The 24,352-nt window shown below is 63.6% G+C and carries 24 protein-coding genes; 14 read left to right on the top strand and 10 right to left on the bottom strand.

What is annotated here, in order from left to right:
* The first annotated feature begins 389 nt into the window (after positions 1-389).
* The 3 genes from DKK67_RS02555 to DKK67_RS02545 all read left to right on the top strand — a co-directional run bounded on the left by DKK67_RS02555 (position 390) and on the right by DKK67_RS02545 (position 3,256).
* Entirely contained in the window at positions 390-1,400 is a 1,011-nt protein-coding gene (locus DKK67_RS02555) for a DctP family TRAP transporter solute-binding subunit (RefSeq protein ID WP_111494100.1), read from the top strand.
* Between the two features lie 67 nt (positions 1,401-1,467).
* Positions 1,468-1,962, top strand: coding sequence for a TRAP transporter small permease (locus DKK67_RS02550; RefSeq protein ID WP_111494098.1), 495 nt, complete (start codon positions 1,468-1,470; stop codon positions 1,960-1,962).
* Positions 1,952-3,256 carry a TRAP transporter large permease gene (locus DKK67_RS02545; RefSeq protein ID WP_111494096.1) on the top strand — a complete coding sequence of 435 codons (1,305 nt, stop codon included), beginning with the start codon at positions 1,952-1,954 and terminating at the stop codon, positions 3,254-3,256. The genes DKK67_RS02550 and DKK67_RS02545 overlap by 11 nt, the downstream gene beginning before the upstream one ends.
* A 43-nt stretch (positions 3,257-3,299) precedes the next feature.
* Here DKK67_RS02545 and DKK67_RS02540 read toward each other — a convergent pair whose 3' ends face one another.
* Positions 3,300-3,938 carry a LysE family translocator gene (locus DKK67_RS02540; RefSeq protein WP_111494094.1) on the bottom strand — a complete coding sequence of 213 codons (639 nt, stop codon included), beginning with the start codon at positions 3,936-3,938 and terminating at the stop codon, positions 3,300-3,302.
* Positions 3,939-4,279: 341 nt separating this feature from the next.
* On the opposite strand from DKK67_RS02540, the gene DKK67_RS02535 reads away from it, so the two are divergent.
* The 3 genes from DKK67_RS02535 (at position 4,280) to DKK67_RS02525 (ending at position 6,938) form a co-directional block, all read left to right on the top strand.
* Complete coding sequence (locus tag DKK67_RS02535; RefSeq protein ID WP_111494092.1) at positions 4,280-4,486, top strand: cold-shock protein; 207 nt, start codon at positions 4,280-4,282, stop codon at positions 4,484-4,486.
* A gap of 184 nt (positions 4,487-4,670) precedes the next feature.
* Positions 4,671-5,636 carry a zinc-binding metallopeptidase family protein gene (locus DKK67_RS02530; RefSeq protein ID WP_111494090.1) on the top strand — a complete coding sequence of 322 codons (966 nt, stop codon included), beginning with the start codon at positions 4,671-4,673 and terminating at the stop codon, positions 5,634-5,636.
* A gap of 438 nt (positions 5,637-6,074) precedes the next feature.
* Positions 6,075-6,938, top strand: a complete 864-nt coding sequence (locus tag DKK67_RS02525) for an isocitrate lyase/PEP mutase family protein (RefSeq protein ID WP_111494088.1) — start codon at positions 6,075-6,077, stop codon at positions 6,936-6,938.
* 28 nt (positions 6,939-6,966) lie between these two features.
* Here the strand turns inward: DKK67_RS02525 and DKK67_RS02520 are convergent, their stop codons facing one another.
* Both DKK67_RS02520 and DKK67_RS02515 read right to left on the bottom strand, forming a co-directional pair.
* Positions 6,967-7,509 carry an SRPBCC family protein gene (locus DKK67_RS02520; protein WP_111494086.1) on the bottom strand — a complete coding sequence of 181 codons (543 nt, stop codon included), beginning with the start codon at positions 7,507-7,509 and terminating at the stop codon, positions 6,967-6,969.
* Positions 7,506-7,841 carry an ArsR/SmtB family transcription factor gene (locus DKK67_RS02515; RefSeq protein WP_228160600.1) on the bottom strand — a complete coding sequence of 112 codons (336 nt, stop codon included), beginning with the start codon at positions 7,839-7,841 and terminating at the stop codon, positions 7,506-7,508. The genes DKK67_RS02520 and DKK67_RS02515 overlap by 4 nt, the downstream gene beginning before the upstream one ends.
* A gap of 559 nt (positions 7,842-8,400) precedes the next feature.
* Here DKK67_RS02515 and katG point away from each other — a divergent pair.
* Positions 8,401-10,623 (top strand): catalase/peroxidase HPI, encoded by a 2,223-nt coding sequence (katG, locus tag DKK67_RS02510; RefSeq protein ID WP_111494082.1) that lies wholly within the window; start codon positions 8,401-8,403, stop codon positions 10,621-10,623.
* 105 nt (positions 10,624-10,728) lie between these two features.
* On the opposite strand, the gene DKK67_RS02505 is transcribed toward katG, so the two are convergent.
* From DKK67_RS02505 to DKK67_RS21495, 3 genes are all read right to left on the bottom strand, one after another.
* Entirely contained in the window at positions 10,729-11,268 is a 540-nt protein-coding gene (locus DKK67_RS02505) for a hypothetical protein (protein WP_111494080.1), read from the bottom strand.
* Between the two features lie 346 nt (positions 11,269-11,614).
* Positions 11,615-11,791: a DUF2897 family protein gene (locus DKK67_RS02500; protein WP_111494078.1), complete on the bottom strand. Its 177-nt coding sequence runs from the start codon at positions 11,789-11,791 to the stop codon at positions 11,615-11,617.
* A 217-nt stretch (positions 11,792-12,008) separates the two neighbouring features.
* Entirely contained in the window at positions 12,009-12,182 is a 174-nt protein-coding gene (locus tag DKK67_RS21495) for an RSP_7527 family protein (RefSeq protein WP_162628723.1), read from the bottom strand.
* A gap of 129 nt (positions 12,183-12,311) precedes the next feature.
* Here DKK67_RS21495 and gcvA point away from each other — a divergent pair, with 129 nt between their 5' ends.
* Positions 12,312-13,229 carry a transcriptional regulator GcvA gene (gene gcvA / locus DKK67_RS02495; protein WP_111494076.1) on the top strand — a complete coding sequence of 306 codons (918 nt, stop codon included), beginning with the start codon at positions 12,312-12,314 and terminating at the stop codon, positions 13,227-13,229.
* A gap of 37 nt (positions 13,230-13,266) precedes the next feature.
* Here the strand turns inward: gcvA and DKK67_RS02490 are convergent, their stop codons facing one another.
* On the bottom strand, positions 13,267-14,715 hold the full coding sequence (locus DKK67_RS02490) for a helicase HerA-like domain-containing protein (RefSeq protein WP_111494074.1): 1,449 nt from the start codon (positions 14,713-14,715) through the stop codon (positions 13,267-13,269).
* Positions 14,716-15,011: 296 nt separating this feature from the next.
* Here DKK67_RS02490 and DKK67_RS02485 point away from each other — a divergent pair, with 296 nt between their 5' ends.
* A complete protein-coding gene (locus DKK67_RS02485) occupies positions 15,012-15,515 on the top strand; it encodes a DUF1993 family protein (RefSeq protein WP_111494072.1) in 504 nt (167 codons plus the stop codon).
* 105 nt (positions 15,516-15,620) lie between these two features.
* Entirely contained in the window at positions 15,621-16,505 is an 885-nt protein-coding gene (gene yghU, locus DKK67_RS02480) for a glutathione-dependent disulfide-bond oxidoreductase (RefSeq protein ID WP_111494070.1), read from the top strand.
* A 53-nt stretch (positions 16,506-16,558) separates the two neighbouring features.
* Here the strand turns inward: yghU and DKK67_RS02475 are convergent, their stop codons facing one another.
* Both DKK67_RS02475 and DKK67_RS02470 read right to left on the bottom strand, forming a co-directional pair.
* Positions 16,559-17,410 carry a hypothetical protein gene (locus DKK67_RS02475; protein ID WP_111494068.1) on the bottom strand — a complete coding sequence of 284 codons (852 nt, stop codon included), beginning with the start codon at positions 17,408-17,410 and terminating at the stop codon, positions 16,559-16,561.
* A 102-nt stretch (positions 17,411-17,512) separates the two neighbouring features.
* Entirely contained in the window at positions 17,513-18,340 is an 828-nt protein-coding gene (locus tag DKK67_RS02470; protein ID WP_111494066.1) for a helix-turn-helix domain-containing protein, read from the bottom strand.
* A gap of 194 nt (positions 18,341-18,534) precedes the next feature.
* Here DKK67_RS02470 and DKK67_RS02465 point away from each other — a divergent pair, with 194 nt between their 5' ends.
* Genes DKK67_RS02465 through DKK67_RS02455 form a run of 3 tightly spaced genes read left to right on the top strand, consistent with a single transcriptional unit; the run spans position 18,535 to position 22,490 of the window.
* A complete protein-coding gene (locus tag DKK67_RS02465) occupies positions 18,535-20,010 on the top strand; it encodes an alanine/glycine:cation symporter family protein (RefSeq protein WP_111494064.1) in 1,476 nt (491 codons plus the stop codon).
* Positions 20,011-20,061: 51 nt separating this feature from the next.
* Entirely contained in the window at positions 20,062-21,477 is a 1,416-nt protein-coding gene (locus DKK67_RS02460; protein WP_407657825.1) for an aspartate ammonia-lyase, read from the top strand.
* Positions 21,474-22,490, top strand: coding sequence for a type I asparaginase (locus DKK67_RS02455; RefSeq protein WP_111494060.1), 1,017 nt, complete (start codon positions 21,474-21,476; stop codon positions 22,488-22,490). Before DKK67_RS02460 ends, DKK67_RS02455 begins: the two co-directional genes overlap by 4 nt.
* Before the next feature lie 13 nt (positions 22,491-22,503).
* Here the strand turns inward: DKK67_RS02455 and DKK67_RS02450 are convergent, their stop codons facing one another.
* A complete protein-coding gene (locus tag DKK67_RS02450; protein ID WP_111496734.1) occupies positions 22,504-23,304 on the bottom strand; it encodes an SDR family oxidoreductase in 801 nt (266 codons plus the stop codon).
* 184 nt (positions 23,305-23,488) lie between these two features.
* On the opposite strand from DKK67_RS02450, the gene DKK67_RS02445 reads away from it, so the two are divergent.
* Positions 23,489-24,298, top strand: a complete 810-nt coding sequence (locus tag DKK67_RS02445; protein WP_111494058.1) for a substrate-binding periplasmic protein — start codon at positions 23,489-23,491, stop codon at positions 24,296-24,298.
* The last annotated feature ends 54 nt before the right edge of the window (positions 24,299-24,352 follow it).

The raw sequence follows: 24,352 nt of genomic DNA, 5'->3' as shown, positions 1-24,352 counted from the left end.
AGGGTCTTGCTGCTGAGTATGGTACAGGCTGCTGAGAGTGGTACCGGCAACAAAGAGCGGTACAGGCTACAGAGAGTGGTACAGATTGACGGACCAGCGCCCGGCCATGACCTGGTCATAATGCGCTCGAACGCCCTCACGCGGCGACTCGCAAGGCTTTCAGACGTTCTTCCTGCACTGACCCACGGAGTTATCCACAGTTTTTGTGGATGAATGTCGCGAGCTGTCGGGACCACGCCCAATCACCGAAACGATGCATTTAATTCACTTACTCATGCACTAACCCGCGCTTTTGCGTCCCCCCGGCCCGCTTTCTATAATCGCCTGTCGTCGCTGAAAACGGATCGCCGCACGCCGGCTGTTCCGACACCAACAAAAAGGAAAACAACATGCTCAAGCGTTGCTCCCTCCTGGCGGCCGCTGCCGCCTCCCTGCTGTTCAGTGCCGGGGCTGCGGCCCAGTACAAGGACGAATACACGGTGTCCACCGTGCTGCCTTCCGCCTTTCCCTGGGGCCAGGCCGCCGACAAGTGGGTCGAGCTGGTTCGCGAGCGTTCCGACGGTCGCATCAATTTGAAGGTCTACAGTAACTCGCAGCTGGTCTCCGGCGACCAGACCAAGGAGTTCTCCGCCATGCGCTCGGGGCTGATCGACATGGCCGTGGGCTCCACCATCAACTGGTCGCCGCAGGTCCCGCAACTGAACCTGTTTTCCCTGCCGTTCCTGATGCCGGACCACGCCGCCATCGACGCCATTACCCAGGGCGAGGCCGGTGAGGCCGTCTTCGCCGCCATCAAGAAGCGCGGCGTCACCCCGTTGGCCTGGGGCGAGAACGGTTTCCGCGAGCTGTCCAACTCCAAGCTGGCGATCGACGCGCCGGCGGACCTGGACGGACTGAAAATCCGCGTGGTGGGTTCGCCCCTGTTCCAGGACACCTTCACCGCGCTGGGCGCCAACCCCACCCAGATGAGCTGGGCCGATGCCAAGCCGGCGCTGACCACCGGTGCTGTGGACGGTCAGGAAAACCCGCTGTCGGTGTTCGATGTGGCGCGCATCGACCAGGTGGGCCAGACCCATCTGACCTTGTGGCACTACATGGCCGATCCACTGGTGTTTGCCGTCAGCAACCGGGTCTGGGGAACGTTCAGCCCGGAAGACCAGCAACTGCTGAAGCAGGCCGCCATTGACGCCGGTCAGTGGGAAATCGAGAAATCCCGCTCTGAAATCGACGATACCCTGGCCGCGATCAAGGAGCGTGGTGTAACCGTCACCGAGCTGACGCCGGAGCAACACGCCGCCTTCGTGGAGGCGACCCAGTCGGTCTACGAAAAGTGGACGCCGCGTATCGGCGAGGACCTGGTGCAACAGGCTCAGGACGCGGTCGCCAACCGCCCCCAGTAAAGCCGCTGTCGGAAGCTCGTCCGGCGCCCGTCGTTGTGGCGGGCGCCCTCCCTGAACCGGAGTCATCATGCCGTCCCGTCGTCCCAAGTTCCGGCCCGAAGCCTGGCTGGCCACCCTCGCCCTGACCGCCATCTGCGTGATCAGCCTGGGCAACGTCATCGTGCGCTACGCCACGGATGCGTCCTTTGCCTTCACCGAAGAATTTTCCGTGTTCTGCCTGGTGCTGCTGACCTTCGCCGGCGCTGCCGTGGCCGCCCGACACAACCAGCACATTCGCATCGAGCTGATCGAGCACGCCCTGCCCGCCTGGGCCCGCAAGCCGGTGTTTGTGCTGCAGTGGCTGGCCAGCGTGGTCGTGCTGGGCCTGATGACCTGGTACGGCAGCACCTTTGCCCTGCAGGAATACCAGTGGGAATCCCTCTCGCCGGGGCTGGGGCTGCCCAACTGGATCTACGTGGTCTGGCTGCCCGTACTGTCGCTGGCGATCCTGATCCGCACCACCCAGAACCTGATCGATCGCCTGCGCGGCAAAGAAGACCCGGAGGTGATCCATGAGTCCTGACTGGCTGATGATCGGCAGCTTTCTGCTGGCCCTGCTGCTGGGCATGCCGGTGGCGATTGCACTGGGTCTGGGTGGCGCCGTCGGCATCCTCGCCGGCCTGCCCGCGGACATGCTGGGCACCTTCGGCACCAACACCTACAACAGCGTCGCCAAATACCCGTTGATCGCCATCCCGCTGTTCATCCTGACCGGGCTGATCTTCGAGCGCGCCGGCGTGGCCGCCAGCCTGGTGCGTTTCGCCCAGGCCATCATCGGTCCGCGCCACGGCGGCCTGACGGTCGTCGCGGTGCTGGTGTGTCTGATCATGGGCGGCATGAGCGGTTCCGGACCGGCGGATGCGGCGGCCGTGGCCATGGTGATGCTTCCGAGCATGCGCAAGGCGGGTTATCCACAGCCGTTCTCGGCCTCGCTGATCGCCGCGTCGTCGTCCACCGCGATCCTGATTCCGCCGTCCATCGCCCTGATCCTCTACTCCATCGTGGTGCCCGGCGTGGACCTGCGCGCCCTGTTCGCGGCGGGCCTGTTCCCCGGCATCCTGGCCGGGGTGTCGCTGCTGGCACCGGCGCTGTATTTTGCCCGCCGGCATCGCTGGGAAGATCCCGAAACCGTCGAGCGCCCGCCCTTCTGGCCCAGCTTCAAGGCGGCGATTCCGGCACTGTTTGCGCCGGTCATCATCCTCGGCGGGCTGCGCTCCGGCCTGTTCACGCCCACCGAGGCCGCGGTGGTTGCCGTGGCCTACGGCGTGCTGGTCGGCACCCTGATCTACCGCAACCTGAGCCTGAAGAACCTGTTCGGGCTGATCAGCGAAGCGGCCGTCACCTCCGGCGTGGTGATGTTCATCATCGCCCTGGCCGGCATCTTCGCCTGGGCCGGGACGACGCTGGGTACGTTCCAGCATCTGGCCGACGCGCTGCTGTCACTGTCCGACAATGGCTGGGTACTGCTGGGGCTGGTCATGGTACTGGTGCTGATCGCGGGGATGCTGCTGGACGCGGTGTCCATCTACCTGATCCTGATCCCCATCGTGCTGCCGCTGATGAACCACTTTGGCTGGAACCCCATCTGGTTCGGCATCCTGCTCGCCATGAACATCGCCATCGGCCAGTTCACCCCGCCGGTGGCGGTCAACCTGATGGTGACCACCCGTGTCGCCAACATCCGCCTGGAGCACACCCTGGGTTGGGCGTTGGTATTCATCGCCGCCATGGCCGTCAGCCTGCTGCTGGTGATGCTGGTGCCGGGCATTGCCCTGTGGCTGCCCGAGCAGCTCGGGTATGTGGTGGGCCCGTGGTAGCGGCTAGCGCTTTTCCGGCACTCCCGCCTGAAGAGCGCTCAGCTCAGCGTGGCAGACGCAACAGCGCCCCTCCGGCACCAATGAACAGGCTGCCGGTCACGCGATTGAACCAGCGCACGTGCCGGGCCTTACTGAACCAGCGCCCCATCCGCGAACCGAGCGTGCTGTAGGCGGACATCAGGGTGGTATCGATCACTAGCCAGGTCAGCGCCAGGATGGCGAACTGCCAGCCCTGGGGCTGATCCAGGGCGATAAAGCCGGGAAACAGAGCTCCGAAGAACAGCAGATCCTTGGGGTTACTGATCCCCACGGTAAAGCCGCTGCGGAAAAGCTGTCCATGGGACTGACGGGAAGGCGGTGTTGCGGACTCGGCCCCCACCTGCCACTGCGGCGCCTCGGCGGGCGCTCGCCAGCTCTGGATGCCCAGGAAAATCAGGTAGGCACCGCCAACGAACTTCAGCGCCAGGAAGGCGGTTTCCGAGGTGGCCAGAATCGCCCCCAGCCCCAGGGCAGACGCGCTCATCATAATCAACGCCGCCAGCGCACCGCCGAGCACGGTGGAAAACGCCCGCCGGTGCCCGTGTTGCAGGCCATGGCTGGCGCACAGCAGGGCTACCGGGCCCGGGAACGCAATGAGTGCGGTGATCACGCCGACATAGGTCAGCCAGGTAACCAGCTCCATGGGGCCTCCGATTCGGGAAACCCCCGAGTCTAACGCGAAACCCACCCCCACGCTCGCCCGGCAGGCTACGCGGCGAACGGGCCCGCCGGGAGCGACGCCAGATCGGGTATAGGGATTTGCCGCTGGGTTGCAAGAAAAGGTTGGCTATTTCGCAAACAGCGGGTTACAGTGCGTGACGTAGGAAAGAGTAAGCAAAGCCGTTCAAGAATAAGACGTGTCCTAGTAGTAGTGTGTCGTCCTGTTTCTGATCCCGCGTGTTCATTATTTCCCGCACCCCGCTGCATCGTCATTGAGACCATGTCCAGCAACCAAAACTTTTATTGATTTCAGGAAAGATTATTATGTCCACCACTACCGGTACCGTTAAGTTCTTCAACGAAACCAAAGGCTTCGGCTTCATCACTCGCGAAGGCGGCCCGGACGTTTTCGTTCACTACAGCGCCATTCAGGGCGGCGGTTTCAAGACTCTGGCTGAAGGCCAGCAGGTCGAGTTCACCGTGACCCAGGGCCAGAAAGGCCCGCAGGCGGAGAACGTCGTCGCGCTGTAAGCCGCCGACCTTCGCTCAAGAAAAAGGCAGCTTCGGCTGCCTTTTTTTGTGGCCATTTTTGCAGCCATAGATTTCAGCCATAGATTGTAGCCACAAGCGTCCCGCCCTCTCTCTTACATACCTTGGACACACAGCCAAAGCCCTTCCTATACTGAACTCACATCTCTCCGGGAAGCCTTTCGCCATGCGTGTTTTCGCCAATCCGGTCGGTCCGGGCTCACTCTGGTTCGACAATCTGGCCACGGCCGACGGCACACCCGTCGCCTACGATCCACAGGCCCGTGCCTTTTTGCCCATGCCGCCGTTCTGTGCCAACCGCGAGGTGATCGGTTGTAACTGGATCGCCCCCGAAGAAGGCGCCTTCTGTCGTTCCTGCGCCATGACCGTGCTGGCGCCCGATCCGTCGATCGAAGGGGCCATGGCCAACTGGGCACTGACCGAAGCCGCCAAACGCTGGGTGCTGGACAACCTGGGTCGCTGGCACTGGTTCCGGCCGGAAGACCCCGGCGTTCGACCGATGTTCCGCCTGCTGGCCGAGGGCCTGACGCCGGTGTACATGGGACACGTGGAAGGCGTGGTCACGATCAGTGTTGCCGAAGCCGACCCCGTGGTGCGCACCAGCCGTCGCGAGGCCCTGCAGGAACCCTACCGGACCATGATCGGGCACATGCGTCACGAGATCGCGCACATGCTCTGGTGGCGGCTGCATTTACGGGAAGACTTTCTGGAAGCCTTCCGGGCCATGTTCGGCGATGAACGCTCGGATTACACCGCGGCCTTGCAAAGCCATTACGAAACCGGCCCACCCGGCGACTGGCGCCAGCATTTCATCACCAGCTACGCCTCGGCGCACCCCCACGAGGACTGGGCCGAGACCGTTGCCCACCTGCTGCACCTGACCGACATCACCGACAGCGTCATCGCCGCCGGTCTGTCCTCACCGGAGGTGCCCGGTCCCAACTGGGATCCCTACGCCGAACCCGACCCCGCTCGGCTGATCCATGTCGCCGCATCGCTGGCCATGGCGATCAACCACGTCAACCGCGCGATGGGTCTGTCGGACCTCTATCCCTTCGTGCTGTCCGATGCCACCCGAGGCAAACTGGCCTTTGCCCACAACTGGCTGCGCCGTGGTGCCCAGGGCCTGTGATCTGGAGACGATCGTCCCGTGCTGATCAATTTGCGGGCACACCGGCGCAAGCCTTGGGGCGCGGCGTTCCCAACCGCTCTTCACCGCACTACTCACCCAGTTATCCACAGTTTCTGTGGATACCGGTTGCCACCCGCTCCAGCTCAACTGCCCATCTGGATCACGTCGGACGTATCCAGTAACCTGCGCGCATCCATTCAGGCCGATCATGACCCAACGGCCGCTCGCGGGCGCCCCGAGCTCTCTCCGCCTGGCGGTTCTGTCAGACCGTGCCGGAAACGCCTCGGCGCCTCAGAGCCGGCAAGGTCGGAGTCCGCGCGCCCCGTTTCGCCAACGCGCTGCGCGGGCACGCTCTGTGCATTACTGCCCGGCCGGACAGACATATTCCTTTCATCACTCACCGATAAGCTGCTGACCTTTTTCAAGGAGTAAAGGCCCATGGCAACCCCGTCCCAACACGATCTCCGCAAGGACTTCCGTGCCCTGCTCGACAGCGATCGCTGCTACTACACGGCATCCACCTTCGACCCCATGTCGGCCCGCATCGCCGAAGACCTGGGCTTTGAAGTGGGCATCCTCGGCGGCTCGGTAGCCTCGCTGCAGGTGCTGGCCGCACCCGATTTCGCCCTGATCACCCTCAGCGAATTCGTCGAGCAGGCCACGCGCATCGGCCGGGTCGCCCGCCTGCCCATCATTGCCGACGCCGACCACGGCTACGGCAACGCCCTGAACGTGATCCGCACCATTACCGAGCTTGAACGGGCCGGTGTGGCGGCACTGACCATCGAGGACACACTGTTGCCGCCCAAGTACGGGCATAAGTCCACGGACCTGATTCCGGTTGAGGAAGCCATCGGCAAGATCGAGGCGGCCCTGGACGCCCGCATTGACCCGGCCATGGCGATCATCGCCCGAACCAACGCCGGGCAGCTCAGCACCGAAGAAACCATTGAACGGGTCAAGGCTTACCAGACCGCAGGCGCGGACGGCATCTGCATGGTGGGCATCGCCGACTTCGACCACCTGGAAGCGATCAGTCGGCACATTACCGTCCCGCTGATGCTGGTAGCCTACGACAATCCGGAACTGAACGACCGCGAACGCCTGGCCGCCAACGGCGTACGCATCGTGGTGAATGGCCACGCCGCCTACTTCGCCGCCATCAAGGCCACCTACGACTGCCTGCGCGAACAGCGCGGCATCGCCGAAGGCACCCTCAACGCCACGGAACTCTCCAAGCGTTACTCCACCTTCGACGAAAACCGCGAGTGGGCGCACCGTTTCATGAACGTGCAGGAGTGATGGTACGGCCAACCAGGCAAACGCTCTCTCAGGCCGGAAGCCGCTGCTCGTAGGCCTCTTTCAGTGCCTCCACACAATCCCAGAAGGGTTCCGGTCGACGGCCCTGGGCGCGCGCCACCAGCACATCGAGGTGGGCATGCCAGCCGCTGCTGACACTGAGCAACGTGGATCGGTCCGGCACCCGGTGATGAGTCAGGGTCAGCAGCACCTCACTTCCGCGGGGCTCCAGTTCAAAGGTCACACCGCCGGTACGGCCCCACTCGATCGCCAGCCTGCGAGGCGGCTCCAGTTCGGTGATCCGGCTGAGCATCCGGTGTTCCTCGCCGTAGCCGTCCGGCCGCCGACCCGGCGGATCGGTCAGTTCATCGTTGCGCCAGACAAACTCGAAAGCCTCGCCGACCGCCAGTGTCATTTCGCCTGCCGCCAGCCACTGGCGGCGCAGTTCGCTGTCGGTGAGGTAGTCCCAGATCCGTTCGATCGGACCGGGCAGCAGACGCTGGATCCGCAGGGTGTTGCCATCGATCAGCGTGCCGTATGGGTCGTACCCGCTCTGGGTTGCCGTTTCGCTCATGGGTCGTCTCCTTCCCGTTGTGGCGCCCCGGACGCCTCATCTGCATCCCGCAGGAGACTCTCAAGGGCATCCAGGCGCCGATTCCAGAAGCGCTCATACTGCGCCAACCACTCGTGAGCGCGCGCGAGTGGTCCGGGGTTGAGGTAGCAGACACGCTCCCGCCAACGCACCTCACGCCGGATCAGGCCGGCTTTTTCCAGCACCTTGATGTGTTTTGACGCCGCCGCCAGCGACATGGCAAAAGGCTCAGCCAGCTCGCTGACGGTTTGCTCCCGTTCGGTGAGCGCCGCCAGCATGCTGCGCCGCGTCGCATCACCCAGGGCATGGAACACGGTGTTCAACGGAATTTGCTCTGATTCAACCATGAGGTTAAATATTAATCAGACGACCCGATAACTCAACCATTTGGTTAAACGATTTGGTTCTTTATCCGAAGGTAGAGATAGCAATCGAAGCTTTAGCGACGGGAGACGCCTGCATCCCTGCTGCCCACGAAGGGCACAAACGTCCGTCAATGCACCCTGCCCTCCACCTCCCGGACACGACTTGAACCAGTTCATCACGGCGTGACAAGACGTCCATGAAGCCGCCCCGTCAAAACGACTGGTCTACACTGTTGGGGTTGCCACCACGCGCTACCCGCCTCCAGAAGAATCCGAAGAAAGCGGGACTCCGTAGACAGTCTGAGACTATCGCTAACTTAAATAAAAGCAAATTTGTCCTATCAAAGACTGTTGCTACGTTTGTAGATGACCTGGCAACGCCAAGCACGATGGTTTCAGCAGGTATTCAGTGCATCGGAAAAACAGCGGTCTGAATTTGCGACTGGGCCCGCTGTCAAAAACTGGAAAGTCGTTCGATTAACGCAGCAAGTAAAGGAGAGAGACAGCAATGAGCGAAGACAAAAAAGCTCAAGCGGCCGCCGGCGGTTGTCCCGTGATGCATGGGGCGCATACCCGTCTGGAGGACAAAGGTATGTACAACAAGGACTGGTGGCCCAACCAGCTTAACCTCGCCATCCTCCACCAGCATTCCAACAAGTCCAACCCCATGGGCGAGGACTTCAACTACGCCGAAGAGTTCAAAAAGCTCGACCTGAAAGCGGTCAAGCAGGACCTGACCATGCTGATGACCGACTCCCAGGACTGGTGGCCGGCTGACTTTGGTCACTACGGCGGTCTGATGATCCGTATGGCCTGGCACAGTGCCGGCACCTACCGTCTGGGCGACGGCCGTGGCGGCGCCGGCGGCGGTCAGCAGCGTTTCGCACCGCTGAACAGCTGGCCCGACAACGTCAACCTGGACAAGGCGCGTCGTCTGTTGTGGCCAATCAAGAAGAAGTACGGCAACAAACTGTCCTGGGCGGATCTGTTCGTCCTGGCCGGTAACGTGGCCCTGGAATCCATGGGCTTCAAGACCTTCGGTTTCGCCGGCGGCCGTGAAGACACCTGGGAGCCGGAAGAAGACGTCTACTGGGGCTCCGAGAAGGAGTGGCTGGGCAGCGACGACCGGATCGTCGACAAGGAAAAGCGCGAGCTGGAAAACCCGCTGGGCGCGACCCACATGGGTCTGATCTACGTCAACCCGGAAGGCCCGGAAGGCGAGCCGGATCCGGTCAAGGCGGCTCACGACATCCGTGAAACCTTCAAGCGGATGGCGATGAACGACGAGGAAACCGTGGCCCTGATCGCCGGTGGTCACACCTTCGGCAAGACCCACGGTGCCGGCAGCGAAGAGCAGATGGGCCCGGACCCGGAAGCCGCGCCGATCGAAATGATGGGCATGGGCTGGAAAAGCAGCTACGGCAAGGGTAAAGGTGAAGACACCATGGGCGGTGGCCCGGAAGTCATCTGGACCCAGACCCCGACCCAGTGGAGCAACTACTTCTTCGAGAACCTGTTCGGCTATGAGTGGGAACTGACCACCAGCCCGGCCGGCGCCAAGCAGTTCGTGGCCAAGGGCGCCACGGGCGACGAAATGCCGGGGCCGGAAGACAGCTCTCCGCGTCGCGCGCCGACCATGCTGGTCACCGACCTGTCGCTGCGCTACGACCCGGAATACGAGAAGATCTCACGCCGCTTCATGGAAAACCCGGACCAGTTCGCCGACGCCTTCGCCCGCGCCTGGTTCAAACTGACCCACCGTGACATGGGCCCGAAAGCCCGTTACCTGGGTCCGGAAGTTCCGGCGGAAGATCTGATCTGGCAGGATCCGGTACCGGCTGTGGATCACGAGCTGATCAACGATCAGGACATCGCCAGCCTCAAGAGCAAGCTGCTGGACTCCGGCATCGCGCCGGCCGACCTGATCTCCACCGCGTGGGGCTCTGCGTCCACCTTCCGCGGCTCTGACATGCGCGGCGGTGCCAACGGTGCCCGCATTCGTCTGGCCCCGCAGAAAGACTGGGCGGTCAACGAGCCGAGCAAGCTGGCCGACGTGCTGAACAAGCTGGAAGGCGTCCAGAAGTCCTTCAACGATGCCCAGTCCGGCAACAAGAAGGTCTCCCTGGCGGACCTGATCGTCCTGGGCGGGAGCGCCGCCGTCGAGAAGGCCGCGAAGGATGCCGGCTTCAGCATCGAGGTACCGTTCGCACCGGGTCGCACCGACGCCAGCCAGGACCAGACCGACGTCGAGTCCTTCGAGCCGCTGGAGCCGCAGGCCGATGGCTTCCGCAACTACCGTCGCACCAAGTTCTCGGTGTCCGATGAAGACATGCTGGTCGATCGCGCCCAGCTGCTTCAGTTGACCGCACCGGAACTGACCGTGCTGATCGGTGGCCTGCGGGTGCTGGGTGCCAACTACGGCGACTCCAAGCACGGCGTGTTCACCGACAAGGTCGGCTCGCTGACCAACGACTTCTTCGTCAACGTGACGGACATGAACCTGGAATGGAAAGTGTCCCCCACTGACGAGGACGTCTTCGAAGGCCGTGACGTCAAGACCGGCGACGTGAAGTACACCGGTACCCGGGTGGACCTGATCTTCGGATCGAACTCCCAGCTGCGCGCCCTGAGCGAAGTCTATGCCCAGGACGATGCCAAGGAGAAGTTCGTGAAGGATTTCGTCGCAGCCTGGACCAAGGTGATGAACGCGGACCGCTTCGACCTCGCCTGATCGGGTCAAGCGATACCCGGTCGCTACACCGTAGCGGCCGGGACAACGTGTGACAGGAGACCCGGAAGCCGCTGTGTCTGACGCAGCGCTTCCGGGTCTTTTTCGTTAGGCCTTACGCCGACGCAGAAGCACCTTACGCGTGGCCAACGCGACCACCCCCAACAGCGAAAGCAGCAACGGGGAAGGCTCTGGCACATCAACCGTACGCACCTTGGTCAATCCCGCAATAAACCAGTAGGTCGTACCCGTATCGAGATTCTCAACATTGGCCCCCTCGAATGGCGCCGTCCTGTCCAGGTTGTGGAAAATGTCTTCACCGGCATCCAGGAAAAACAGGTCCAGGTAGAGAAAACAGGCGGCACGGCCTGACTCGAAGCGGTGGAAGCCATTCTCGTACAGCTGGCCAACGCTTGATACCGGCTGCTCATACATCAGCGGCACAAACCCTTCCCACTCGAAATTGACTGGTTCACTGACGAAGGAGGCCGACACCAGCCCACGCCGCTGGTCGTCAACTGTGAACAACCCGACCGCCTCATGGGACTCGGTCGGGTTTTCGATTCGGCTGGTGTAGGCGTAGGTGATGAGCGAGGCGCTAGCCGCTGCGGGCGCGAGCATGACCAACAGGATGAGTATTGTTTTCATGGTGCTCTCCAGTCACCTTCTCTGGCGACAGGGCGACGGGCCTGGGTGCGCGGACAGGCCGGGTGGTTGGTGTTTCGGAACCTGAACAAACAGCGGGCTGGATCCGGCAGGTCACTCAACGCCAACCGGTAATACGATTCTCAGCACGTCCATGTCTTATTCCGACGAAGACAACGCACTTTCTGCAGCAATCCGTGCGCCACCCCCAACCATTCAAAAGGTTACGGCGCCTGGCGCAAGGAGTTTGTAAAGCGGGCTGACACTTTAATCCGGCAGGGATCCTCGACGGGTGCCGGATCTTTACCTCGCTGGCCAAAGCGGCTGACCGAAGAGAATGACTGAGGCGTTACCAGTCGTCCTCTTCCGCCTTGTCCTTGGCTTCCATCTCCGCCTTGCGCTTGCGAACGGCTTCAAGCTTGTCCTCAGGGATCGACGAATTACGGGCGTTGTCGCGCAGGATCAGGAGTCCACCGACCACCAGGACGATGGCGAGAACCAGAAAAAACCATCCAGTCAATGGCATGTCGCTTGCCCTCCGGTCATTGAAACCCTTCCATTCTGAACCGGGCGGTAACTTCAGGACAATGCCGTGAGGCGGAAAACGAAGAGAAGAAAACGAAGAAAAACGGAAACGTCGGAGAAAAGAGGTACAGCGGTAGGAAATCAATCGCTTGCGCCGCGCGCTTGGTGACCAGGCTTACGCCTGGCCCGCCAATCGCTGCGCAACTATACGGGAGCCCTCAGTGGCTCGGAGACAGCTTGGAGGGCTCGACGCGGAATACGGACTTGATCTTGGCTTTCAGGGAAGAACCCAGCTTGGCCACGTATTCGCTACGCTCTTTGTGTGCCTGACGGATGTAGTGGTCTACGTCGATGTTGCCATAGGCGTCGATTTTAACGTCGTGCTCGGACATGGTGTTGTTTCCTCCTTTGGGAAATGGGTCAATCTCTATACTGGGTATGTTAAGGATCCCGGCGCACTTGCAAAAGCGATCCTTTCTAAGCAGAATGCTGAATATATCTCATGATTAGTAGTATCCCGTATGCGCCGACTGCCCCCACTGAATGCTCTGAGAATGTTCGAGGCTTCCGCTAGAAACCGCAGTTTTGCTGGGGCTGCGGAGGAATTGTTCGTAACCGCATCAGCGGTTTCCCACCAGATCAAGACGCTTGAAGAATATTTGGGTGTCTCACTGTTCAGCCGGAGCAAGCGCAAGGTGGAGCTCACTCCCGCCGGCGAGCAGTACCTGACCTCCATCAAGCACGCACTGGACGAAATCGAGATGGCCACCCAACGGGTGACCGCCAGCGACGAGACCAACGTGGTGCGGATCAGCGTGGCGCCCAACTTCCTGACCCGCTGGCTGATGCCGCGCATGACCCGCTTCCAGGAGCTGTACCCGGATATCGAACTGCAGATCAACGCGTCGATGGGTCTGCTGGACTTCAACCGCACCAGCACGGATATGGCGGTCTACTTCGGCAACGGCGAGTGGAACGACATCGAGGTGCACTTCCTGCGCAAGGTCATGCTGATGCCGGTGTGCAGCCCGAATCTGGCGAACGGCCGCTTTCCCCTGGCGACACCGGGCGACCTGCGTCACCACACGCTGATCTCGGTCAGCAAGCGCACCTGGGAATGGGAGGACTGGCTGCAACAGGCGGGCGTGGAGTTCCTTACCCCCAAGGGCAGCCTGCAGATGTCCAGCGGGCAACTCGCCACGGCCGCGGCCCAGGAGGGACTTGGCGTCGCCCTGGCGGACAGCACGCTCACCTCGCGGGAAATCAAGCAGGGGCGCTTGGTCGTCCCATTCGACATCAAGCTCGACACCCACAAGGCGTTCTATCTGGTCTACCGCAAACACCGCCCGCTCACCACCGGCATGAAGGCCTTCAAGGAATGGCTGATGAACGAAATGCAGGGGGCCGCCGAGGATGAGGCATCCGCACCAGCCAGCTAGGGCTCGGGGCCGGCCTCCACACACCCAACGACACTGATCAGCGCCGGGTCTTCAGCATCTGCTTCAGGAACTGCACCAGGAAACGGCTGAACTGAGTGGCGAAGCTGCGCAGGAAACTCTTGGTGAAGGCCTCGGCCGGACTCTGCCGGCGACTGCGTTTCAGGCTGGCCTCTTTCTCCGGCTCCGCTTTGCCCGAGGTCTCCTTGGCCAGGGTCTCACGGCGCTTTTTCAGGCGCTCGTGAGCGCTGTCGCGATCGACAGCCTCGCCATACTTCGACGCCAGTGGCGACCCATCGCGCAACGCCGCCAGGGCTGCATCGTCCACCGGGCCGATCCGGCTGCGCGGCGGGGCGATCAACGTTTTCTGCACCACCGCAGGCACGCCCTGCTCGTCGAGCATGGACACCAAGGCCTCCCCCACGCCCAGTTCCGTGATCACCCGCTCGGTGTCCAGCGCCGGGTTGGCACGGAACGTCTGGGCCGCGGCTTTGACCGCTTTCTGATCCCGGGGCGTGTAGGCGCGCAGCGCGTGCTGGATGCGGTTGCCGAGCTGGCCCAGCACGCTGTCCGGAATATCCGCCGGCGACTGGGTGACGAAATAGATGCCAACGCCCTTGGAGCGGATCAGCCGCACGGTCTGCTCCAACTTTTCCAGTAACGCCGGCGGTGCGTTATCGAACAGCAGGTGGGATTCGTCGAAGAAAAACACCAGCAGCGGCAGGGGCTGGTCGCCACGCTCGGGAAGCTGCTCGAACAACTCCGCCAGCAGCCACAGCAGGAAGGTCGTGTAGACCCGCGGCTGCATCATGAGCCGACGACCGTCGAGCAGGTTCACCACACCCCACCCGCCGGACTGAGCCATCAGGTCATGGATGTCCAGCGCCGGCTCGCCGAAGAACACCTCACCGCCATCCGTTTTCAGTACCAGCACACGGCGCACGATCGCCCCCAGGCTCTGGGGCGACAGACTGCCGTATTCACTGCTGAGGGAGCGCCGGTGTTCCAGCATCCAGTTCAGCACCGCTTCCAGATCCGGCAGGTCCAGCAACGGCAGTGATTGCTTGTCCGCGTAATCGAAGGCCAGGTGCAGCAGGCCAGTCTGGGTATCGTTCAGTTCCAGCAGGTTCGCCAGCAGGGCCGGCCCCATGTCCGCCACCGTGGTGCGCACCGGCTGGCCGCTCTCGCCGAAGATGTCCCAGAGGCGTGTGGGCGCACCGTCCGGCGCCCAGTCGTCGATGCCGATGCGCTGGAGGCGATCGTCCACATGGACGTTACGGGATCCGGGCGCGGAAATGCCGCTCAGGTCGCCCTTGATATCAGCGCTGAATACGGGCACACCAAGCCGCGAGAAGCCCTCGGCCAGCACCTGCAGGGTGACGGTCTTGCCGGTACCGGTCGCTCCGGCCACCAGACCGTGGCGGTTGGCCATGGCGCCGAGCAGCCGCTGCTGCTGACCGTCCGCCGAGCCGATCAGGATATCGCTCATGACCCGTGTCCCTGCCGGTGTCGGTCACCGGCTGCAGGCTTTTGAGAAGGGGGTCTCTTGATTTAAGGCCAGCCCCCGGGATTAGGCAACCACGCCGTGCCGTACGTCGCGTGCGACTGAGGCGAGACACCTCACCGCACCACAAGTCTGATCATTTTTTAACCAGTCCTGAGTAAGCCGGATGCCAGGCCGCCCGGCACGACATCTCCTCGCCTTGCTCACAATGTTATCCACTGAAACTGTGCAAAACCGCTCGCACCGGGCCACAATGGCCTGAAAAAGGAGCACCAACGAGCATGGATATCGATCTGAAACAGCTGCTCCGGGACTCTCTGGAGCGACTGGACGGGATACTGGAACGGGTACCGGAACCGGTTTTCCACAAGCGCCTGGCGGAAGATATGTTCTCGCTGGGGATGAACGCCCGGATTAGCGCCAACTTCAGCCTGCGAGGCTACTGCCCGCTGGTGGGCCAGGCGATACCGGATTTTGGCAGCGCGGGCGAAAGCAAGGCGGAGATCCGCAAACAACTCCATGACACCCTCGAGTACCTCGCCAGCCAGCCGGATGTCACCACCCTCGACCGTGCCATCCAGTTGACCGATCGCGCCGGCCTGGAGGACATCACCCTGCCCCAGCCGGCCTTTATCCACAGCTACATCCTTCCCAATGTCTATTTTCACCTGAGTATGGTCTACGCCATCGCGCGGCTGCATGGCGTGCCCCTGGGCAAGGGCGACTTCGACGGCCTGCATCGCTATCCCGCCGGATTCCGGTTCGTCCCGCCGTCCACATCGTGAACGACCGGGCTCCATCGTTCGTATCCCTTCATCGTCAAATCAGCAACTTGTGCCTTTCACCCTTTCATGGGCACCATGAGGCCTTTAACGAACGCGAGACGACCTATGAGCGACAACGCCTACACGCCCCCGAAAGTCTGGAGCTGGGAAAACCAGAGCGGTGGCAAGTTCACCAGCATCAATCGCCCCATCGCCGGCCCGACCCACGACAAAGACCTGCCCGTCGGCCAACATCCGTTGCAGTTGTATTCACTGGCCACGCCCAACGGCGTGAAGGTGACGGTGATGCTGGAGGAGCTGCTGGAGCGGGGCATCGCCGGCGCGGAGTACGACGCCTATCCGATCCGCATCATGGAGGGCGACCAGTTCGGCAGCGGCTTCGTCGACGCCAACCCGAACTCCAAGATCCCCGCCCTGGTGGACCACAGCATGGCCCCGCCGCTGCGGGTCTTCGAGTCGGGCAGCATCCTGCTGTACCTGGCGGACAAGTTCGGCGCGTTCATCCCTGAAGACGTGGCCGGGCGCACCGAGTGCCTGTCCTGGCTGTTCTGGCAGATGGGCAGCGCGCCCCTGCTGGGCGGCGGCTTCGGCCACTTCTACGCTTACGCGCCGGAGAAGCTGGAATACCCGATCAACCGCTACACCATGGAGGTGAAGCGCCAGTTGGACGTGCTCGACCGCCAGCTCGCCAAACACACCTACATTGCCGGCGAGGAGTACACCATTGCGGACATGGCGATCTGGCCCTGGTACGGCGCCCTGGTGAAGAACAAGGTGTACGATGCGGCGGAGTTCCTCGATGCCGGCAGCTACACCCACGTGGTGCGCTGGGCGGACCAGATCGCGCAGCGCCCGGCGGTCCGGCGCGGGCGCATGGTGAACCGCACCTGGGGCGAGCCCAGCCAGCAGTTGCACGAACGGCATGCGGCGGAGGACTTCCAGACCCGCACCCAGGACAAGCTGAACCCGGAAGAAGCGGAAAAGGCGTAAGCGGCTACCGGAACCGCAGGACGGCGCCCCTAAGGCGCCGTCCGCTTACCGGATCAGATTTCCCGGGTCAGCCGGGACATTTTCTTTTCCACATCCTCGACCTGCTCGCCCCACTCTTTCTGGTAGCGCTCAAAAGCCTGCCCCAGCCGGTGCAACTGCATCTGCACTTCCGCCAGCGCCTTGCTGCCGTCGGCCACGGCCCGGGCATTCGGCTCGTCGTCGAGACGCTCGCGGTTCTCTTCCAGCCGGATCACCGCTTCGTTCAGGGTGCGACGGTCCTGCGGTGAGGCGGACGGATTATCCTCCAGCGCGTCGTTGAGGGACTCGGACAGGGCGTCCATCGCCTCTTCCAGTTGCTCGGCGAAGGCTTCCATCTGGTCGTCAAAAGCCTCGTCCGCGTCGGCCATGCGCTGTTCCAGTTGCCTGGACATCCGCTCGATATCGGCGGCCGCCTGGTCCGAGGATTCCGAGAAACTGGAGCGGAAGCGCTCGCCGATGTCTTCGAGACTGCGCATCATCTGGTCGAACACCGGGCGCTCGGTCAGAGACTCTTCGGTTTCGGCATAGTCCACGCGCCAGTCGCCGTCGCGGCGCACGAGGAAGGTGGTGCTCTCCAGCGGCTCGTCGCGGCCGGTTTCCAGACCCTCGAAACGGGTGACGATGCGGGCTTCGTCGCCGTCGATCACCACACGGCCCCGGGTCACGACGACGCCCTGCCAGTCCTCGCCGAAGCCATCGAAGGCGCTCTCGTCCTGCAGCGTGGACCACTCGGCCACGTCGCCGGCATCGCCGTCCTGGACGGATTGCCAGAACGCGTCGCTGACTTCCTGTGGCGTTTCCGGACCGCCGCACGCGGTCAGGGCCAGGGCGCTGGCCAGCGCCAGGGAAAGAGGTTTCAAAGGCATGGTGTCTACAGTCTTGTGGGTTATTGAAAGCCGCCATTTTAACGGCTGCGCCGTGACGCCAACACTACCGTTCGTTAATCGCGGATACGATTGAGCGCGCCTCTAATGACGGGCGCGGAACAGGGTCTCCCCCGGCGCCATGGTATTGTCGACGGCGTCCAGGATGGATTGGTCGATGGCCGGGCTTGCGATGTCGTACAGACCGCACAGGCGCAGGGCGCTGCGCAGTGCCACGTTGGGGCCCAGGTACTCGTAGAGCACCCGCGCACAACAGGGCATGCGCTCGCTGTTGTCGGACACGCCGATCTTCACCCCGGTCAGGCGAGTGACCCGGTTGCGGAAACTGGGAAAGAGGATGGTCTGGGTGATCTCGTGGCGATTGAGGGTTTCGTAGTCCACCAGGAACAGCCGGTCGGTGAGCAGGTGCGCCACGCCCTGGTAGCGGTTGTGGCACGGCGGCTCCCCGGCCCTCGGCTGCATCCGCTCGGTACGCTGGAACACCACCTGGCCGTCCTTCGCCTCCAGGCAGACCAGGTTACGCAGTAGCTTGCCCGGCGCCGACATGGACAGGTAGTACTCGAAGTAGTAGCCCAGGTAGCGGCTCAGATCGTCGCGATTGGCCTCCCCCAGCCGCTCCAGGTGATCGCTGACCGTCGACACCTCGGCCTTGCGCTGCCCGGCGCGCGGCCGCACCTGCACGAGGCGTTCGAACTGGTGGTGTGGCAACTGGATGTCTGCCACGTCCACCCCGAAGAACTCGCACAGCCGGCGCAGGGTGTTCGCCGAGGGCATGTGCTGGCCGCTCAGGTAGCGATTGAACTGGGGGCGGTTGAGATTGAGACGGCGACAGACTTCGGCAATCGACTTGTAGTAGCTGCACAACAGGCGCAGGTTCTGCGCGAAATCCTCGTGAAGACCCGCTTCGTTCATACCCGCCACCCTTGCCTGTCCGTCAATGAGTCGGCGCCGCTGACCGGCGCACCGCACCAGACCGCACTGGCGCAATCCGGTGCGAGTATCGCGCCAAAGTGCGCCACAGTGCCGCCAGATCGCAAAATTCTATCAGCCCGGCGGGGTTGTTTAAATGCAACCGCTGTTACAAGAACAATCTCCGGAGAGGCACTATGTTGGAATTCCTCAATGATCTGCTGTGGGGCAAGGTACTCATCGCCCTGCTGCTTACCGTCGGTATCGGCTTCAGCGTCGCATCGCGCTTTGTCCAGTTCCGCTATTTCGGCCGCATGTTCCGTATCCTGGGCGCCAGTCAGGCGTTCCAGAAAGATCGCCACGGCCACCTGAGCTCGTTCCAGGCGCTGCTGCTGTCGGTCGCCGGGCGCGTCGGTGGCGGCAACATCGCCGGCGTGGCGGTGGCCATTACCCTGGGCGGCCCGGGTGCCGTGTTCTGGATGTGGGTGGTGGGCCTGATGGGCATGGCCACCAGCTTCCTCGAGTGCACCCTGGCCCAGACCTACAAGCAATCGGAGCCGGACGGCACCTACCGCGGCGGCCCGGCGTTCTACATCGCCCGCGGCCTGGGCAAAAAATGGGGCTGGATGGCCGGTCTCTACTCGATCCTGCTGCTGGCCACCTTCGGATTCGGCTTCACCGCGCTGCAGTCCTACGCGGTGGCCACCTCGGTCAACGACGCCTTCAGCATCCCGGTGCTCTACACCGGCCTCGCCCTGGCGGCGATCGTGGCGCTGATCATCTTCGGCGGCGTCAAGCGCATCGCGCGGGTGTCGGAAGTGCTGGTGCCGGTGATGGCGGTGGGCTACCTGGCCGTCGCCCTGATCGTGCTGGGCCTCAACATCGAGCGCATTCCCGACGTGGTGATGCTGATCGTCAATAGCGCCTTCGGCCTGGAGCCGGCCGTCGGCGGCGGCATTGGCGCAGCGATCATGATGGGCGTCAAACGCGGCCTGTTCTCCAACGAAGCCGGCCTGGGCAGCGCCCCCAACGTGGCGGCGGTGGCCTATGTGCCGCACCCGGCCAACCAGGGCATCGTGCAGGCGTTCTCCGTCTTCATCGATACCGTGATCATCTGCTCGGCGACCGCGTTCATCATCCTGCTCAGCGGCATCTACGATCCGGCCGGCATGGGCGACGTGGAGGGCGTGCCGCTGACCCAGGCCGCCCTGGCGAGTCACGTGGGCGACTGGGGCCGGAGCTTCGTCAGCATCGCGCTGCTGCTGTTCGGGTTCAGTACCATCCTCTACAACTACTACCTGGGCGAAAACAGCGTGAACTTCCTGAGCACCGCCAATCGCGCGCTGGCCAACGGCTTCCGGGTGGCGGTGATCGCCCTGGTCTGCTGGGGCGCCACCACCGACCTGGGCACGGTGTTCGGCTTTGCCGACGTGACCATGGGCCTGCTGGCGCTGGTCAACCTGATCGCCCTGATCGCCCTGTTCAAGCCGGGGCTGCGCATCCTGCGTGATTTCGACCGACAGTTGGCCGACGGTATTGAACAGCCGGTGTTCGAGGCCTCAAAATTTGCCGACATGAACGTGGACACCCGCGCCTGGGACCTGGAACCCGAAGACGTGGAACGGGTTCGCCAGCGAGGCGGCAGCGCCGCGCCCAGCGAAGCGTCCAGCTGATTGTCCGGGCCCGCCCGGCGGGCCCTTTCCCCTCCCCGTGATTCCGCAAGGATACAAACCGCCATGACGACGCGCATTGAACACGACCTGCTGGGGGACCTGGCCGTCCCGGCCGAGGCCTGGTACGGCATCCAGACCCAGCGCGCCCTCGACAACTTTGCCATCACCGGCGTGCCCATCAGCCATTTCCCGGCGTTCATCCGCGCCCTGGCGATGGTGAAAAAGGCCGCCGCCCTGGCCAACCGGGACCTGGGCGCCCTGGCCGAAGTGAAAGCCGACGCCATTGTCGCCGCCTGCGACGACATCATCGCCGGCGAGCTGCACGACCAGTTCGTGGTGGATCTGATCCAGGGCGGCGCCGGCACCTCGACCAACATGAACGCCAACGAGGTGATCGCCAACCTGGCCCTGGCCAAGCTCGGTCACGCCCGGGGCGAGTACCATCACCTGCATCCCAACGACGACGTCAACCGCTCCCAGTCCACCAACGACGCCTACCCCACCGCCGTGTGCCTGGCGGTGCAGTTCTCCGCCGAACCGCTGGAGCGGGCGATCCTGCGCCTGAAATCGTCGCTGGAAGCGAAAGGCCGCGCGTTCGCCGACATCGTCAAGATGGGCCGCACCCAGTTGCAGGACGCAGTGCCCATGACCCTGGGCCAGGAGTTCGAAGCCTTCGCCGTCAACCTGGGCGAGGATGTGGACCGGCTGCACGAAGTCTGCCAGCTGCTGTGCGAGGTGAACCTGGGCGGCACCGCCATCGGCACCGGCATCAACACCCACCCGCGCTACCAGGCGCTGGCGGTGAACTATCTGGCCGAGGTGTCCGGCAAGCCCATCGTCTCCGCCAGCAATCTGGTGGAAGCTTCCTCGGACATGGGCGCTTTCGTGCTCTTCTCCGGCATCCTCAAGCGCTTCGCCGTGAAGCTGGGCAAGATGTGCAACGACCTGCGCCTGCTCTCCAGCGGCCCGCGCACCGGCCTGGGCGAGATCCGCCTGCCGCCGCGCCAGCCCGGCTCGTCGATCATGCCGGGCAAGGTCAACCCGGTGATCCCGGAAGCGGTCAACCAGACCGCCTACCAGGTGATCGCCAGCGACCTGGCGGTAACCCTGGCGGCCGAGGCGGGCCAGCTCCAGCTCAACGCCATGGAGCCGATGATCGTCTACAACCTGCTCAACGCCATGAAGATGCTGGAAGCCGCGTGCACCATGCTCGACGAACGCTGCATCCAGGGCATCGAGGCCAACGTCGATCAATGCGCCCGCCACGTGGACAACAGCATCGGCATCATCACCGCGCTGGTGCCGCACATCGGCTACGCCAACGCCACCCGCATCGCCTCCCAGGCGCTGCATACGGGCACCACGGTGCGCGAGCTGGTGCTGGGCGAGGAGTTGCTGGACGAGACCACTCTGGACCGGCTGCTCAGCCCCCAGGCCATGCTGTCTCCGGCTGCGGTGACGTCATGAGCCGCCGGGTACTGGTGCTTTACTGCGGGGGCACCATCGGTATGGTGCCGTCGCTGGAAGGCTATGTGCCCCAGGCTGGCTTCGGCGATCGGGTGCGGGCCGAGCTGTCGGGCGTCGCCGGCCAGCTGCCGGACTACGATCTGTTCGAGCTGGACCAGCTGATCGACAGCGCCAACCTGACACCCCAGGACTGGTCCGGCATTGCCGGCATGTTGCTGGCACACTGGGCAGGCTACGACGGTTTCGTGCTGCTGCACGGCACCGACACCATGGCCTACACCGCAGCAGCGCTGTCCTACATGCTGCTGGGGGCGGACAAACCGGTGATCCTGACCGGCTCGCAAATTCCACTCGGTCAGCCGCGCAACGACGCCCTGGACAACCTGACGTCCGCCCTGATGCTGGCCGCCAACCCCGCCATCGCCGAAGTCTGCATCTATTTCCGCGGCAAACTGCTGCGGGGCAACCGGGCGCGCAAGGTCAACAGCACCGCGTTCGAGGCGTTTGACTCCCCCAACGCGCCGCCACTCGGGCAGTTGGGCATCGAACTGACCCTGCGTGACGACCTGCTGCTGGCGCCGGGACAACCGGATTTCCGCGTGCCGACGTTCGATCCGGCCGCCGTGGTGATGCTGGGTCTTTATCCGGGCATTCCGGCCCGGCTGGTGGAAGCCGCCCTGGACGACCCGCGCGTGCGGGGTCTGATCCTGGTGAGTTACGGGGTGGGCAATCCGCCGGACGGCGACGAGGCGCTGATGGCGGCGCTGGGCCGCGCCATCGAGCGGGGCGTGATCGTGGTCAACCTGACCCAGTGCCAGCAGGGCCCGGTGTGCCAGGGCGCCTACGCCACCGGGGCAACGCTCAACCGGCTTGGTGTGGTGCCCGGACACGACCTCACCCCGGAAGCCGCCTTCGCCAAGCTGCATTTCCTGCTGGCGCTGGACTGGCCCAGCGAGGAGATCCGCGAGGTGCTGCCGCTGCCCCTGTGCCAGGAGTGCAGCCTGGCGCCGTGACGAGGCGCCAGGGTCACTCCTCGTAGATCATCCTGCGGGTCATGCCGCCGTCGATCACCAGGTTCTGGCCGGTGACGAAGCCGGCCTCCGACGAAATGAGGTAGGCCACGGCCGCGGCAATGTCGCCGGCATGCCCCACTCGACCGACCGGATGCTGGCGGTGATCGGCGTCACTCAGCGGCTCCAGCGCATCCGGTGCGCCGGTCTGCTGCCCACGCACGTCGATCCAGCCCGGACTGACGGCATTGACCCGCACGTCCGGCCCCAGGCTGACCGCCAGGGCGTGGGTCAGGGCAACCAGGCCACCCTTGCTCGCGGCGTAGGCTTCGCAATCAGGCTCCGACTGCAGGGCCCGGGTGGAGGCCATGTTGACGATGGCACCCCCGGCTTTTCGCAAGTGAGGCACCGCGTGCTTGGCGGTCAGGAAGGCGCCGGTCAGGTTCACGTCGATGCGCCGCTGCCAGTCCGCCAGCGCCAGCGTCTCGATCGATCCGCTGAACGGGTCGGCGATGCCGGCGTTATTGACCAGCGCATCCAGCCGGCCACCCCAGGCCACGGTTTCGCGTATCACTCGCGCGACGTCGCTCTCGCTGGCCACGTCGGCCTCGAGCGCCAGCAGCTCCGACGACTCTGACTGCGACGCGAAAGCGGTTGCCGCGGTTTCATCCACGTCACAGATCACCACCCGCCAGCCACGGGCCAGCAGCTCGCCCGCCACGCCCTGGCCAATGCCCTGGGCACCGCCGGTGACCAGAACGACCGGTTTATCACTGCTGAATGTTCGCGGCCCTGTCGCCGTTGCCTGCTCTGCCATCGCCATTGCCCTCTGACCTCTGTGTACGGGTTGCAAATGGTAGCGGCGACTGTCCGACAGCGCGAGTCCGGCGGGCATACCGACAGCCTGTCAGGTCGCCCCTGGCGTACTATGCTGTAAGAATGCCTCGCTGCCGGGACATCATCCTGAAGCGCCAGAGCCTACGTTGTGGAGGTCGTCCATCATGGCGCTGATCCGCTGCTTTCAACTCCTGATGCTGTTGGGCACGCTGCTGTTCCAGGCCACCCTCGCCCCGGCCGCACTCCAGGGTGTGAAAACGCTTCGCTTTGCCTCGATTCCAGACAACCCGCTGGACGAAGTCGGCGTCCTGTTGATCCGCACCATTTACGACCAGCTCGATATCGAAGTGGAGATCCTGGACATCCCGCCGGCACGGGCCCTGACCCTCTTGCGACAGGGGCATCTCGATGGCTCGCTGGCGCGCCCGGAAGGCTTCGAAACACGGGTGGACGTGGCCGTCCCGGTGCCGGTACGGCTGTCCCAAGTCCAGGTGGTAGGCTTTGCCCGGGCTGACCGTCTCGCTCGATTGCAGACCGCCTCGACCATGCCCCTGCGCGTCGGCCTGCTCCTGGGCCTGCCGCCTCACATGAACACCGCAGCGCACCTCCACCCGGTTGAAGCACACACCAGTCGCCAGTTAATGGCGATGGCCGACAAGGCGCGCGTGGATCTGGCCCTTGATGTCGACGTGGTCGGCGCACATGTCATTCGCGAGGACCATCTGGCGAACCTGCGTATCGTGACCACGCCGCTGCGACGGATTGATGTCTACCATTTCCTCCACCAGCGACATGAAGCCCTGGTGCCCCAGGTGGCGCGGGTCATGACCGAGTTGCAGGAGGACGGCACGCTCGAGCGAATGCACCAGGCCTTTCGCGAGCGCCTCGATATGGACACCATCACACTGCCCAAGGAAGACCTGTTGTCCGCTCGCCAACTCCAGCTCGATCTGATGGCCGAGTCGGCGGAATAACACCGCGTTTCGGCGCTCAGCGACCAATCATGAGGAAAATGAACTATCGGGGCA

Source organism: Marinobacter bohaiensis (genome assembly GCF_003258515.1).
Taxonomy (GTDB): domain Bacteria; phylum Pseudomonadota; class Gammaproteobacteria; order Pseudomonadales; family Oleiphilaceae; genus Marinobacter_A; species Marinobacter_A bohaiensis.
Note: the sequence above shows the minus strand (reverse complement) of the source record. Positions and strands in the feature narration are given on the sequence as shown.